The 13,840-nt window shown below is 29.4% G+C and carries 14 protein-coding genes and 1 pseudogene; 7 read left to right on the top strand and 8 right to left on the bottom strand.

Annotated elements, in window-relative coordinates; genetic code table 11:
• Nucleotides 1-156 precede the first annotated feature (156 nt).
• The 6 genes and pseudogenes from EV142_RS23710 to EV142_RS23685 form a co-directional block, all read right to left on the bottom strand.
• Nucleotides 157-738, bottom strand: a pseudogene (locus EV142_RS23710) (IS1 family transposase); the annotation flags it as partial.
• A 632-nt stretch (nucleotides 739-1,370) separates the two neighbouring features.
• Entirely contained in the window at nucleotides 1,371-1,937 is a 567-nt protein-coding gene (locus EV142_RS23705; RefSeq protein ID WP_132038340.1) for a hypothetical protein, read from the bottom strand.
• Nucleotides 1,938-1,966: 29 nt separating this feature from the next.
• Nucleotides 1,967-2,452, bottom strand: a complete 486-nt coding sequence (locus EV142_RS23700) for a hypothetical protein (RefSeq protein ID WP_132038339.1) — start codon at nucleotides 2,450-2,452, stop codon at nucleotides 1,967-1,969.
• Nucleotides 2,453-2,790: 338 nt separating this feature from the next.
• On the bottom strand, nucleotides 2,791-3,333 hold the full coding sequence (locus tag EV142_RS23695) for a hypothetical protein (RefSeq protein WP_132038338.1): 543 nt from the start codon (nucleotides 3,331-3,333) through the stop codon (nucleotides 2,791-2,793).
• Between the two features lie 287 nt (nucleotides 3,334-3,620).
• On the bottom strand, nucleotides 3,621-4,046 hold the full coding sequence (locus tag EV142_RS23690; protein WP_132038337.1) for a hypothetical protein: 426 nt from the start codon (nucleotides 4,044-4,046) through the stop codon (nucleotides 3,621-3,623).
• 4 nt (nucleotides 4,047-4,050) lie between these two features.
• Complete coding sequence (locus EV142_RS23685; RefSeq protein ID WP_132038336.1) at nucleotides 4,051-4,554, bottom strand: hypothetical protein; 504 nt, start codon at nucleotides 4,552-4,554, stop codon at nucleotides 4,051-4,053.
• Between the two features lie 712 nt (nucleotides 4,555-5,266).
• On the opposite strand from EV142_RS23685, the gene EV142_RS23680 reads away from it, so the two are divergent.
• The 7 genes from EV142_RS23680 (at nucleotide 5,267) to EV142_RS23645 (ending at nucleotide 12,260) form a co-directional block, all read left to right on the top strand.
• The gene (locus tag EV142_RS23680) at nucleotides 5,267-6,148 is read left to right on the top strand and encodes a leucine-rich repeat domain-containing protein (RefSeq protein ID WP_132038335.1); all 882 of its coding nucleotides are present in this window, start codon (nucleotides 5,267-5,269) and stop codon (nucleotides 6,146-6,148) included.
• A 154-nt stretch (nucleotides 6,149-6,302) separates the two neighbouring features.
• A complete protein-coding gene (locus EV142_RS23675; protein ID WP_132038334.1) occupies nucleotides 6,303-7,283 on the top strand; it encodes a toxin-antitoxin system YwqK family antitoxin in 981 nt (326 codons plus the stop codon).
• A 475-nt stretch (nucleotides 7,284-7,758) separates the two neighbouring features.
• On the top strand, nucleotides 7,759-8,658 hold the full coding sequence (locus tag EV142_RS23670; RefSeq protein ID WP_132038333.1) for a hypothetical protein: 900 nt from the start codon (nucleotides 7,759-7,761) through the stop codon (nucleotides 8,656-8,658).
• A 536-nt stretch (nucleotides 8,659-9,194) separates the two neighbouring features.
• Nucleotides 9,195-9,623, top strand: coding sequence for a DUF5713 family protein (locus EV142_RS23660; RefSeq protein ID WP_202978520.1), 429 nt, complete (start codon nucleotides 9,195-9,197; stop codon nucleotides 9,621-9,623).
• Nucleotides 9,624-10,162: 539 nt separating this feature from the next.
• Nucleotides 10,163-11,581, top strand: a complete 1,419-nt coding sequence (locus tag EV142_RS23655) for an AAA family ATPase (RefSeq protein ID WP_132038331.1) — start codon at nucleotides 10,163-10,165, stop codon at nucleotides 11,579-11,581.
• 179 nt (nucleotides 11,582-11,760) lie between these two features.
• Complete coding sequence (locus EV142_RS23650) at nucleotides 11,761-11,907, top strand: transcriptional regulator (protein WP_132038330.1); 147 nt, start codon at nucleotides 11,761-11,763, stop codon at nucleotides 11,905-11,907.
• A gap of 11 nt (nucleotides 11,908-11,918) precedes the next feature.
• Entirely contained in the window at nucleotides 11,919-12,260 is a 342-nt protein-coding gene (locus tag EV142_RS23645) for a hypothetical protein (RefSeq protein WP_132038329.1), read from the top strand.
• Nucleotides 12,261-12,321: 61 nt separating this feature from the next.
• Here EV142_RS23645 and EV142_RS23640 read toward each other — a convergent pair whose 3' ends face one another.
• Nucleotides 12,322-12,921, bottom strand: a complete 600-nt coding sequence (locus EV142_RS23640) for a hypothetical protein (RefSeq protein ID WP_134092234.1) — start codon at nucleotides 12,919-12,921, stop codon at nucleotides 12,322-12,324.
• The coding region (locus EV142_RS23635; protein WP_132038327.1) for an RHS repeat-associated core domain-containing protein at nucleotides 12,911-13,840 on the bottom strand (930 nt) is incomplete at its 5' end. The genes EV142_RS23640 and EV142_RS23635, both read right to left, overlap by 11 nt.

Raw genomic sequence — 13,840 nt, 5'->3', positions numbered from 1 at the left:
CCGACAGGTGACACGAAAAGAAATACAGCCATTAAATAATGGAAAATGGCTTTAAGGAGGTAGGGTGTCATTTAATTGGTTGATGTCTTTTTGAATTTTTTTTTAAAACATTTTAAATTTTAGTGCAATTTTGAGGATAAACTTTTATTTTATTACTCAAATCCAAAAATAGATCTTTAAAACAGCCATAAAAATCACTAAACTTTTACTGAAGCAGATTGTCCTTCGATTTAGTCTTTTGAGATGAGTTCTGAGTGTTAAATTTTTTCTTTCAATATGGTTTGTGCCAAAGCGTTTAACAGAATGCAGTTTCTCATCAATCAGATATCTATAATTTTTTAATCTGTCGGTAAATATCTTTTTAGCATCTGATAATTTTAAAGTATCCAGAACACGAGATAATGTTTTGTTCGTGCGTTTGCCAACATTAAAACTTACCACGTTTTTAGAATCTTTTTCTAAAGCATAAACAACCCAAATAAAATTTCGCTTATTGCTTATGTAAGTACACATTTCATCAACTTCATAAGTTTTTCCTTTGCTAATACTCGGCTGATGAATGTTTCCTGCAATTGAAACAATTCTTTTCAATAATGTTGTAGTTGAAATTTCTAATATTCTTGCAGTACTTCTTATTCCTAATCCTTCTTTAGTAAACTGGATAATATTTTTATCCATATCTGACTTATAAGCTTGATAAATATATTTTTCAACTCTTGTTTTTCTGCACTGCTTACAAATTACAATGTCTAATTTCATGAAGTTTGGGGGTTAAGTTGCCACTAACTAATATATACTACTGACAACATCAGACTTATCACCCCAAAATTGGGTAGATATGTCTGACAAGGGTCAGGGTTTAATTATTATCAAATATATAATAATAAACTTATAAGTAATCAAAAGAACTTTTAATTCGTTGAATGCTTTTCGTGCTGACATGGGTATAAAATTCAGTGGACTTGCTGCTTTATTGAATCAGCACAAATACGATTAATCAATATTAATATTAACGTCGAATCAAAAAATTAAACATCATTTAAAATCTTTAAATCCTCTAATAAATGGTTCGAATTCTGTACCGCCAAGGTCACTATAAAAGTTAAAAGCCTGTGAATGTAGATTATCAGGCTTTTTTTTGGTTCGAAAATTTTCAATATTTTCTTTTAGAGATTGAAAAGGCCTATATTTAAAGGAGATTTTGGTTCGAACCCCATCATGGATTTGTTAAGTTTTACGATCTGTTTTTAGGACTCTAAGTTAAATTTTAGTCTCATTGAACTCTTTTAAGCTATCTAATTCAAATAGAAAAACATTTTCCGTTAAATTAAAGTACTCAAGTTCATTGTAATAGCTGTCACGTAAAAGTTTTATAATTCTATAAAAAGTGTGTCGTTAAAGTGTTCTTTAGCAAAATCCATTGAGAGAATTTCAATAGTTTCGATTTTAAAGTCAGGAATAATTTTACCATCAATAGTAGCACAGTAAATCTTATCTACGAGTTTAACTGGGGGATAAATTACTAAACCGTCAAAAGGATATCTTGTAAAGAAGTTATGATCTAAATCAAAGCCAAAGTTAATCTCTGCTTTTATAAGTTCGCTAATTTTTGAACCAATTCCAAAACCATTTAGTAGTTTTCCTTGGTAACCTTTTTCACAAACCATTGAACTTATTTGACCTGAAAATATGTCTATCTCAATTTTAAATTCATTATTCTTGGTTCTAAGAGTCAGATATAAATATTCATTATCTAATGTATGTTCAATAACTTTCTGATTTTTTTTGTTTAAAAGTTCATTTGTCAATACATATTCAAAGTCAGTCAAAACGTTTTTAAAAGTTACGCCACCTGCACCAATTTCTGGAACGATGTCTGCAGTTATGTCAAATTGAGTTAATCCTTTTATCTTTTCTATGCGTCTACGTGCTTTCATGTCATATAATGTTCTTGTACTAACAGTTACTAGTTGATGATAGGAGGAGGAATAGGAAACATTGTGTCAAACTCGTCAAATTTTACTTTCCTATCTATTGGTTTTAAGTGTTTGTACTTTTGCAAATTATCCATCCACTTTTCAAATATCCAAAACTCTTTAGAACCTTTACCACCATGAAGCATTAATCTTTTTTTGTCAATTGAAAAAGCTATTGTTGTTCCATCTTCTATTTGATTATTTGAAATAACAGAATCCTTGATAGGAAATTTAAGTTCGCAGATTAAACTATCTAATATTTTCTTCTCATTCTGTTCAAGTATAAAATAGTTTAATATCTTTTGTTGAAACGGATTATCGTTTAAATAGTAAACAGTATCTGAAGAATTAAATTTTAATCTATAAATCATTTTTATATTTCCTTTTGAATAAGTAAAGTTTGTATAACAACCCTTCTTTTCCTTTTCACAACCACAGAATAAAACTAAAATTATTATTGAAATAAGTTTTTTCATTTTTGAAATATTGTTTTTAATAAACTGTTTATTTTCTGAACATTTTCTTCTGCATAGTTTTGGCACAGGTCTCCAGTAACGTCAGTCTGTGAAAAAACTAAAATTGCCCTTTTGAGAATCCCGTATTTGAGATTTTTCTCTGGTAGCCCTCAGCCCTCCGAATACTTTCTAAATTTTCAGAGGTTTTTTCACAGCCTGACGTTCTGGCACTACAGCGGGTTTGGGACTAAATTAAGCCCTATTTTCCGATTTGCCAAATCATCTAAAATACAAAACTATCTTTCCATTAAGCCAAATACCCAAATCCGTCGTAGTGGCTACTATGCGAGGTTTTATTCTTATCTCACATACGTCCATTTGTTATTTACCTTTTTTAATAACAAAGCTCCATTATAACCATTTTCTGTAGTATATTCGTTTCCAACCATATATTCAATAACAGCTACTCCATTTTCCATATTATCATCAAAACAAATTCTAGACAGCTTTATTATTTTTAAAACATTTTCATCAGTGACTTTTAAATCAGATTTTTTTGATTGTTTGTAAGGTTTATCAAGTTGTAAATTACCTTTATTAAACTCACGATATTTTAAGTTCTTGAAAGTATTAGAATTTACGATTTGGTAAAATATTATTGAGTCCGAGGGTTTAAATGAATTATTGATAAACATCAATTCATCATCTTCTTTAATCTGTGAAATAGGAATCAATGCATCAGAAATAAAAACATTTTTTTCACCAACATTAATATTTGATTCACGACTATTTTTTAGATAGTCATTGACGATATCATTAATTGCTTTGTCTTCTTCGATTTCATAATTTCTTCCACAATTCAAAAAGACAAAAGAAAAGATTATTAAGATAATGTTTTTCATGAATTAATTAGGTTAATGTTGTGGTCAAAAATCTCGCATAACGTTTTGTCGCTACAAGCAGTTTGGGTTTAAGTATGCGTAATCTTTCGATTAATGACTGTTTTTACTGATAGAAAACCAACTTCAAATTATGCCTAATACTCAAATTGCTTGTAACGACTGTTATGCCTTCGGTTTTTTATTTATTACAATTTTCGGTTTAGTTTGTACACCGCTTTTAAGTCAGAAACATATAAAATATTTGTTATGAAAATAATTATTTTTTTTAAAACGACTTTTATTATTTGTTATGCAGGGCAAAAAATCTGAATCAGATAATAAACGCCTGCAATTAGAGTACCAAGCGCAATTACGATGTTTAAAAAGAGAAGTTGATTCCGATTGCGAGTATCCTGCTTATCTCTTCGGAGTTGGTTATTTTTTTCCTGTGAATAACCACCAAACTTCAAGAACACGATTCCTTCGAAACTCACTTCGTAAGAAATAAATTCAGCTAGAATGTTTGCGCCCATTTCATTAGATAATGTTTCTTTTACTTCTGTTACATATCCATCTTTACGTAGTTTTCTGAATGCACTATAAATAACTTGTTCAGAAATTTCATTTGTATAAGGATATTGTAGCCCTAAAATGTTTTGTATAGAATTAAAATCAGATTTTCTATCTAAGTTAGCAATAACATTTAGTAAATCATCTAGAAGTTTAAATTCCATATTATTATAATTTATAGTTTGGGGTATTCATAAAAACAAAGTTTTCTGAACCTGATTTCATTCCCATCATTTCACGTCCATTTTTAAAAAACACATTTATTTTATCATTTTCATCTGAAGTATATAAATATGAATCCAATCCTTTTAAAACTCCTAAGCTTACTTTATCAGTTAAATTATATTCGTAAGTTTTACCGTTCGGCATATCAACGATTATTTGTAAATCATCATTTTTTCCATCAACAAAAAGTACGTTTGTTTCTGCTTTGACAACATTTCCTTTTGAATATATATAATGATATACTTCAAATTGTTCATCAAGTGTTGGTTCTGATTTTTTTACGACTGCATTTTCATATTTTGTTAAAGTATCAGATTCATATGAATATTGTTCTGAATTTGGGTCGTATTCGTAAGTTGGTTCTGGTGTTACGGTACTTGCTTCTTGTTTACCACAAGAATAAAAACATACGAGTAACATTAATGATATTGTTGCCTTTTTAATCATCTTTTAAATTTAAGTATTATGAAAAATGTTCTTTTTTCTGCATTAGTTCTGTTGAACTGAGGCATAACTTGTATATACTACTGACAACATCAGACTTATCACTCCAAAATTGGGTAGATATGTCTGACAAGGGTCAGGGTTTATTTATTATCAAATATATAATAATAAACTTATAAATAATCAAAATAACTTTTAATTCGTTGAATGCTTTTCGCGCTGACATGCGTATAAAATTCAGAGGACTCGCTGCTTTATTGAATCACCACAAACACGATTAATCAATAATAATATTAACGTCTAATCAAAAAATTAAACATCATTTAAAATTTTCAAATCCGCCATTAAATGGTTCGAATTCTGTACCGTCAAGGTCATTAGAATTGAAAAGTCTACAAGATTAATAGTTGGCAGACTTTTGTTTTTAAATGTGACCTTGACGGTACAGAATTCGAACCATCTTTTAGAAGATTTAAAGATTTTAAATGATGTTTGAATTTAATACCACTATTAGTTTGAATTGTGCTACGTTCAATTCGTCAAAGTAGCAAGGCCATCGAAATTTACACGAAAAGTATCCAATTAATAAAAACACTTTTGATGATTCATGAAATAAAAATCCTATTTTTGAAAACAAGAAAACAATAATATTTGTCCATTGTGAGCAGACTATTAAGGTAGATAAGTCACATGTGTAAAGGTTTGCAGTAATTTTATGAAAATTCAAATAACAACAATATTTTTAGTTCTACTTATAATCACTTTTTGTAAAAAAAAGCAAGACGAAAAAATAATATTGTTAAGTGAATTACAGAATGAAAAAATATACAAAAACTTAGATAGCTTGCCCAAAAATCTAGAGTTGGTTTGTCATGTTGATTTATCAGAAAATGATCTGACTACAATCCCAGAAGTAATCTTCAAACTGTCTAATCTAAAAGAATTAAATCTTTCCGTAAACAATTTAACAGAACTAAATCATTTAGAAGAACTGCAAAACCTTCAAATTTTAAATATTGGAATGAATAATTTTAAAACATTCCCAATTGAAATCACGAAACTCAAAAAACTTAAAACTCTAGATATTTGGTGGAATGACATTAGAACTTTTCCTGAGGAATTTTATGAAAATAATGTAAACCTCGAAGAACTCGACTTAACAAGTATGTTTAAATTTGACTTTACAAGCAACCTATCAAAGATTCATCGATTTAAAAATCTTAAACAATTAAATTTAGGTAATAATCAAATTAAGAATTTAAATATTGAATTTGAGAATCTATCTAATTTAGAAACATTTGGATATATTAGACAGGATAAAATTGATACTAAAAGTATAATTTTAAAGCTTTCTAAATGTAAAAAACTTACAACTATACATTTAAGTGTTAATCATATAAAAGAACTTCCAAGTGAAATTTCATTACTTAATAATTTGGAAGAGTTAAATTTATACGAAAACGAATTGACTAATCTTCCTAGTAATTTACTTAGAATGAAGCGACTAAAATCAATTATATTAGATGGTAACAAAATTGATAAAAAAATAATTTTGGACTTTGAAAACAAAATGCCAAAAACAACTTTTATATACTAACAAAAAACTTCTGCCTATAGCTATTACAACTGATTTAATGGAAAATGGTTTTATATTTAAATGATTTAGTAAATCCAGAGAATCAGCTTAATTTAATCCTAAACCCTCTGTAGTATCAGGACGTTATCGGTAATTGTACCTAAGAAGAAACCATATGACAAAAAAACTACTTATAATATTTATATCAATTTTAATTTATGGCTGTAATAATGCAGACATCAATGACAAAGAAAAAAGAAATGAACATTGGGTATATTGGATAGACACAAAGACTGGTGAAGCATCTTGGGTTCCTGTTGGTGATAAAACAATAGTAGAAGATGGTAGTTTTACATCATTTTATAATAATGGTAATTTTTATCAAAAAGGTAAATTGAAAAATGGTAACCGTATCGACACAATATATGATTATGATCTCAATAATAATCTTTTAGAATATGAAATAGTTAAACCTGATACTTTACTTCATTATTACATTAATAACGGACCTTACATTTCATACCTTCAGAACGGGAAAATTCTAGAAAAAGGAAATGTCGAAAATCATAAGATTGGTAACGAATGGACTAAATATTTTGACAATGGTAAAATTGAATGGACTAAAAAACTTGTAAATGGAACTGGATGGAATCGCTGGTATTATAAAAACGGACAAATCTCAGACATTAATTATCATGTTAACGGAAAGACAAATGGAGAAGTAAAAATTTGGTTTGAAAACGGTCAAATCAAAGAGATTTCTCATTGGAAAAATGGAATTCAAGATGGCACTTGTGAAACATATCACGAAAATGGAAATCCAAAAGAAAAAGCAAATTGGATCAATGATAAACTTGATGGTAAACGTGAAAACTGGTATGAAAACGGTCAGAAAGATCAAGTGGAATTTTATAATAACGGAGTTCGAGAAGGAGATATTTTACAATGGTATTCCAATGGAAACAAAAAAGGTGTCATGAAATTTATTTCTGGAAAAGTAGAAGGACTAGTTACTAGTTACTATGAGAATGGCAAAGTTAAAAGTCAGGGAGATTTTAAAGAGGGGAAACGTAATGGTACATTTTCATGGTATGATGAAAAAGGGAAACTCATAAAACAGCAAACTTTTGCTAATGATGAACTTGTAAGTAACTAGAAATAACTACCGCTAACAACCGTTTGGATAAGCTAAAAACTAGATGAGGTAACTTAAGAGAGAGTTCAAAATGGGAGCTAAACCTTAACTTTAGAACCTAAAAGAGAATTGTAAAACTTAAAAGATCAATGATGGGCTTCGAACCAAAATTCTCTTTAAATATTGGCATTTTCAAAACTAGAGAAAAAATCATCTAAATTTTCGAACCACAAAAAAGCCTGCAAAATATACACTTTGCAGGCTTTTCAAATTTTGTAGTGACCTTGACGGTACAGAATTCGAACCACTTAATGGAGGATTTAAAGATTTTAAATGATGTGTAATCCCCCGTTTGATCGATTACGAAATAAAAATCCTATTTTTGAAAATAAAAGTCCATTGCTATTTGTCAGATATAATCACTTTATATAAGATATGTAAGATGTATATAATGGTAACTCTATGACGAACAGTATAAACAGAACCGAAGTCTAAAATGAAAAATGACAATACAAAGAAATATGAATGTTGGTTTTTAATCAACCAGCATATTTTTGAAAAAGAATTTGAGGTAATTCAACAAAAAGCTATAAATGTATTTCTTGATTTTATTTCCGATAAAAATTATGGTTTAGGTATTAAACTTTTTCGTTTTGATATTTATGTTGAACCAAATATAAATTTTGGCCGACAAACTGATGGTATTTATTCTGCTTGCGCCCACTTGTCTGCCCATATTGACAAACAACTTTTTGACAAAGTAAGTGATGATGAAAAATTGAAGTTAGTTCTTAATGCGTCTTTATTTCTAGTGAAATATTTAGAACAAAAAGTTCCTATGCCAAAAGATTTTAATGTAACCAATTTGTGTACGGACTATAAACAATATTTAAAAAGCCAATCTTTGTTATTAGACCAAACTGAAACTGATCGTGCTATCATCAAATTTTTTGACACCACCCGCTTTCATTTCTTACGGACAGAAACAGCAGAAGTAGATAAAAGCAAAATCCATTTTGATCTTAATGAAGTTCAGGATTTTATAAATAATGAGATTGCTGGCAGAACATTCGGTAAATCTGTTACTACCATAGACTTTGGATTTGAACTTTATGACTTCAATGGTGGCTTTGCAACATTTTTAAAACAAACGGAGAACTATAAAAGATACGGAACTAAATACAAAAACTATCTTGTAGTAAAACACTTTGATTATTCGGTGATAAAAAATCTTGACCAACAGCAACAGTATCAATTATTGAAAGCAAAAATACTCGAGGGCATAAACGATTATGACGACTTAAAAAGAAAGCCAAAGGATTTTAATAAGGAGGTATTTTACAATATAATAGAAAACATATTGACCAACTATGAAAAACAAAAGAGCTACGGCTAACACATAGCACAACGATTTGAGTATTAGACTTAATGGAAAATTACCATACGACTATCCTCAAAAGTATGAAAACGGAGAAATTATTTTAATTTTCGAATAATTAAAGGATTTAAAAATATGATTGGTATAAAATACGATTCGGAATATTTTGAAGGAATAACAGCACCGTATATTGATTGGGTTGCAAGTGGAAACTTTGACGGATACTTGATACAAAAAAGTCTCATATTTAGAGAACTTGACAACAAGATAGAATTACACTCGAAAGTTATTAACGCTAAAAGGTATGATGGAAATGTTTCAGATACAGTATTGACAGGGCAACCGAGAAACTGAAAAAGGAATGCTAACGTTATCTTTTGATAATTTTGAAATGCGAGGAAAAATATTGGGTGATAACGAAGATATAATAGCATTCTCTGTTTGGTACAAAACACTGAAGAAAAACGAAGTATATAAAATAAATGAATAAAAAAACTGGCTACAACACACCAAATCCGATATAGTATCGGAATGTTAGCACTAATTTTATAAAGATGAAAGGACTTTTTATTGTAATAATTTCTCTGATTTTGTTTTCTTGTAATGGTCATCAAGTGAAAAATCAAAACGCAATTGTAAACCCAAAAAATTTAAAAAACGAGAAAATGAAAAGTTATGCTTATTTAAAAGATATGTATGATGATTCATATTTTCCAAAATTTCTCGTTGACAAAGTGAAAACAATTCTTATTGAACTATGCCTTGATATTGAAAAAACATCGCCTAGAGATCTTGACGAACTTTATAAGTTAACACATATAGCAACTATAAAAATTAATGATTTACAAAACGAATTCTTTGAGCATAATAGCGAGATTGAGACTGGTGCTAGAGAATCGATTGGGGCAGACTTTGACTTTATATCTAAAGCATATGGATTCAATGCTGATGGAGAAGAGCTTATTGCTCCTCGAGAATGGTAAAAAACTAGTGCTAATAGCTAGTAGAATGTATTTGGGCATGTTGCGAGCCAAACCTTAACTTTATGGCATTTGAAAGAGAATAATAAAACTTAACAAACCATGATGGAGTTCGAACCAAAACTTCCTTTAAATATTAACATTTATAAAATCTGGAAGAAATTTTATAAGTTTTCGAACCATAAAAAAGCCTGCAAAATATATACTTTGCAGGCTATCATTTTTTTATAGTGACCTTGACGGTACAGAATTCGAACCTTTTATTAGATGATTTAAAGATTCTGAATGATATATAATTTTGGCATTTAAATTTAACGGCATTCATGAAAGTAGCACGACAATCGGAATTTACACTGCCCTTCGCCTGAAATGTATTCAATAAATAAAAGTCCATTTGATGGTTTATGAAATAAAAATCCTATTTTTGAAAACAACAGAATAATGACATTTTTTAGCCATAGCTATCCAATTTAAGGTAGATAGGTCGGAGATCGTCAGACATATATACGAGTTAGCAGATATATCAAAAAAAACGAGACCTAATGAATATTTCACTTAAATTAAAAAACTTCAAAAAAATTTCAAGCCAAATAGAATTAAAAGATTTTGATAGAGTTAATTATTTTGTTGGGAAAAATGGAAGTGGTAAAAGTAGCATTTTAAATGCATTATCCTTTTTAAATGACGAAACAAATGCGACACATTTTTTTAAGATTGATAGTGTAGTAAATCTTCAAATAAATGAAAAAGAACATAAATTAGTTTGGATAAATACAAATCCAAATCATGTTGAAAAAAGAGCATCTCTAAATATTGAGTTATATGTCTTTGATGATAATGGGAATGAAAAAGGAGCAAATGGAATATTTAGACATAAATTCAATTATGATAGTGTTGGAAAAGACCAGCTAAATTTCATTAATGAAACTGCCAATTATTTAGGTTTTACTCCCATAAAAGCCGAAAGAATAATTGATAATAATGACCCTTGGAGTGATGATGTGGGGAAGAGAGTTTTTAAACAAGATGAAGTTTTATTAAACCTTAATTTTTTATCTCAAGGCTTTAAAGCTTTCAATGATATTAGGTCGATAATTTTAAACTTTACTTCGAATATAAATACAAAGCAGATATCTAATACTGATGCAATTTTTGTCATAATAGAAGAACCTGAAAATAATTTACATCCTGAACTTCAAAAGAAAGTTCCAAACTATTTTGACCAAATATTGAATGAAATTCCATTAGAAATCAGAGATAAAATTTTCTTTTTTGTTTCCACTCATAGTCCTTTTTTAATAGGTAGTTCAGCCAATTATGAAAATCAAAAAGTTTACTTAATTTCAGACGGTAGCCCAATGGATTTAGAATTAAAGAAAACTAACATTTCAAGTGGTTATAATGGAATTCAATGTAGTTGGATAGTTGCTCAAATGTTAGGAAGTGACATAACAGATTTTGGTTATCCTGAAAATTACTGCATTTTAGAAGAATATTCACTTCAATTAATTTTGGAAGGTTTAAAATCAAAAAAATTAATTAAGAATATACAATTTGTTTCCGCATCAGGAGCAATGAGAGTTGTTAACTTTTCAGAAACAATAAATGAAATATTAAATTTAAACACATTGGTCAAATGTAATCCATATTACTTTGACAAATATCAAATCATTATAGATAGTTTAGAAGAATTTGCTCCAAAAGAAAAAGAGAGAATTGAAAAAGTAAAATCAAATATAGGGAGTAGATTTATTGAATTAAAAGAGCATTCTTTGGAAGATTATTATAAAAATATTGATGTAGAAATATATAAAAATGCAATTGAAGAAATTGCAACAGCAAAAGGTAGAGAAAAAGGAATTCCAAAATCAAAATATGCTAACCAAATTCTGAACCAAATAAATACAAAAGAAGAATTTTCAAAGTTGTTTAACAATGAATTAAACTTCTTGCTAAAATAAAGATACATCTGCTAACACACGCTACAAGCAATTTGGGTATTAGGCTTAATTTGAAATTGGTTTTGTATTTGGGATGATTTGGCAAATCCGAAAATAGGGTTAATTTAGTACCAAACACGCTCTAGTTAACTACGGATCAGATTCTTAATTATGACGGTAAAATTCCAACAGAAGTAATTATGGAAGACAAAACTGCCATTGAACAAATGAGACTTATTCAGCAACTCGAAGAAGATGATAAGCAAACCATCTTTAAACTCATTGATAAGATGCTGACCAATAAAAAATTTAAAGACTTTTTTGCTAAAAACGTAGCTTCCCTTTAAAAAATCCAATTATGGAAAATATTACTATTACAGCTCTTTTGATTCAGATGTTTTTCTGGATGGTCAAATTTAAAAAAGCACTAAAATTTCTTGTAAAATTTCATGACTCCAAAGCGGGTCAATATTTCTTTAAGACTTTTGCAATTGGCGGGTTTATGAGTTTTACAGTTATTAACTTATTAACCTCTAATTTGATATGGTTAAAGTATGAACTCTGTGTAAAAGGCTTATGGATCAGCTCTGCAACTTTTCTTATTTTAACATGTTTAATAATACCATGTTTTTATCTTATTTTCAAGGACTTGTTTTTCCCTAAAAATAACAACAATCAAAAACCTTTTTCGATTGTATAAAACATAAAAAAACCTCGCCCTGAATGGCGAGGTTTTTTTTTAAATTCTGTTCTTTATTATCTTATAGCAATTCATCAAAGTGATTTTTCAAAAATGTTATTGAACCTTTTTTCTGTTCATCAGCACCATCAAAATCTTTAACAAATTCTATGTTTTTTATAAACTTTAAACTCAATTCTTCTCCTAAAAAACTCTCCAAAACTATATCTCCAACTAATAGCTTTTCATCTTCAGATGATTCATTCAGATTAATCGCTTTGAAAATTATATCAAACGTACCGTCTGAAAATTTATACAGCACATACTCCCAATCTTTTACATCTAGAATCTTTCTTACATTATCCTCCTCATACAACGTAAGTTGAAAATTCCATTTTTTTGCAGGCTTGTAATGATAAAATTCCCAATCTTCAATTTTTGGTGAAAATTCAATAATTTTTTGTGTCGCTGGTAACAATTCAACATCCCCACCAGGAGATATTATAAGCATATAATTCTTTATGAGTCCTTCACGAATTTCCCAACTAAACTTGCCCATTGACAAGATTTTACTATCTAATTGTGATATAAAACTTTCTGTGATTTTTTTAGGGACTAATTCATTTTTATTGATTATAAACCAATTCCAAAATTCATTAATTTCTTTTTGATCATTTACCATTCCCATATTTCTTTTTTAGTTCTTTCATTCTTTCTGGTGAAGCTTCGTTCCTCTTATTATCTAAGCTTTTCACACCACCATTCTTATCGATTGCTTTCTGCTCTTTATAGGCCCCCTGTCCCTTTTTACTTGGGTCGTATGTGTCAATGACTTCTGCATTAGTTCTGTTTCTACCATCTTTTGCATTTTCCCCTCCTCGTTTCTTTGGACTTGATTGTTGTGTACGACCAATATAAGGCTCTCCACTTTTAGTATCTGTTCCGGGAACTTTATATATTTTGCCAGACTCATTTAAATTGCTCATTGCATTCGAAACAATGTTGCTGCCTACAGTTACTTCTAAAGCTCCTTTTGCAATAAGTCCTGTACTAACTACTGCAGCCGGTCCACTTACTTCGATAGCTAATCCTCCTGAGCCAGCAGTTGCAGTAACAGAAGCATCTAAACCTGCCGCTCCCCCTGTCATATCTGCCATTCCCTGACCAGTTAAAATAGAGCCACCAATAATAGACACCATATCAGCAACTTTCGTACCTGTATTGAAGTCACTTCCCCCATATTTACTACGAATATTAGTTCCAGCAACATTATCTATTAAACCCACTAGCAAGCCTTTTAATCCGTCACAACACATTTCTACCTCATTACCATCAGGGTCAACATAAATGACAGGATTATTAACTGCATAATTGTAAGGGGACATTTGTGAAAATTTCTCAGCCATCGCATCAACTGTATACCATCTTCCAGTTGCAGGGTCATAAAATCTAGCTCCATAATCGTATAAGTTTAATGATAGCTCGTCTTGGAGTTCTTTACCGTTATACTTATATTTATTACCAGTTGCTACATATTCATTATACCCCTTATGTTTTAAACCAAAAGGATAATAATTATTTTCTTCTATAATTTCAAGAAC

The sequence above is a fragment of the Flavobacterium circumlabens genome (genome assembly GCF_004345565.1).
In the GTDB taxonomy this organism is placed as follows: Bacteria; Bacteroidota; Bacteroidia; order Flavobacteriales; family Flavobacteriaceae; genus Flavobacterium; species Flavobacterium circumlabens.
The sequence above is the reverse complement of the archived record's forward strand: the minus strand, read 5'-3'. Positions and strand labels throughout refer to the sequence as shown.

Coding starts and splice junctions, on each gene's coding strand:
- EV142_RS23655 (WP_132038331.1), top strand. CDS start 10,163: ATGAATATTTCACTTAAATTAAAAAACTTCAAAAAAATTTCAAGCCAA.
- EV142_RS23700 (WP_132038339.1), bottom strand. CDS start 2,452: ATGAAAAAACTTATTTCAATAATAATTTTAGTTTTATTCTGTGGTTGT.
- EV142_RS23670 (WP_132038333.1), top strand. CDS start 7,759: ATGAAAAATGACAATACAAAGAAATATGAATGTTGGTTTTTAATCAAC.
- EV142_RS23650 (WP_132038330.1), top strand. CDS start 11,761: ATGGAAGACAAAACTGCCATTGAACAAATGAGACTTATTCAGCAACTC.
- EV142_RS23640 (WP_134092234.1), bottom strand. CDS start 12,921: ATGGTAAATGATCAAAAAGAAATTAATGAATTTTGGAATTGGTTTATA.
- EV142_RS23680 (WP_132038335.1), top strand. CDS start 5,267: ATGAAAATTCAAATAACAACAATATTTTTAGTTCTACTTATAATCACT.
- EV142_RS23695 (WP_132038338.1), bottom strand. CDS start 3,333: ATGAAAAACATTATCTTAATAATCTTTTCTTTTGTCTTTTTGAATTGT.
- EV142_RS23660 (WP_202978520.1), top strand. CDS start 9,195: ATGAAAGGACTTTTTATTGTAATAATTTCTCTGATTTTGTTTTCTTGT.
- EV142_RS23645 (WP_132038329.1), top strand. CDS start 11,919: ATGGAAAATATTACTATTACAGCTCTTTTGATTCAGATGTTTTTCTGG.
- EV142_RS23675 (WP_132038334.1), top strand. CDS start 6,303: ATGACAAAAAAACTACTTATAATATTTATATCAATTTTAATTTATGGC.
- EV142_RS23690 (WP_132038337.1), bottom strand. CDS start 4,046: ATGGAATTTAAACTTCTAGATGATTTACTAAATGTTATTGCTAACTTA.
- EV142_RS23705 (WP_132038340.1), bottom strand. CDS start 1,937: ATGAAAGCACGTAGACGCATAGAAAAGATAAAAGGATTAACTCAATTT.
- EV142_RS23685 (WP_132038336.1), bottom strand. CDS start 4,554: ATGATTAAAAAGGCAACAATATCATTAATGTTACTCGTATGTTTTTAT.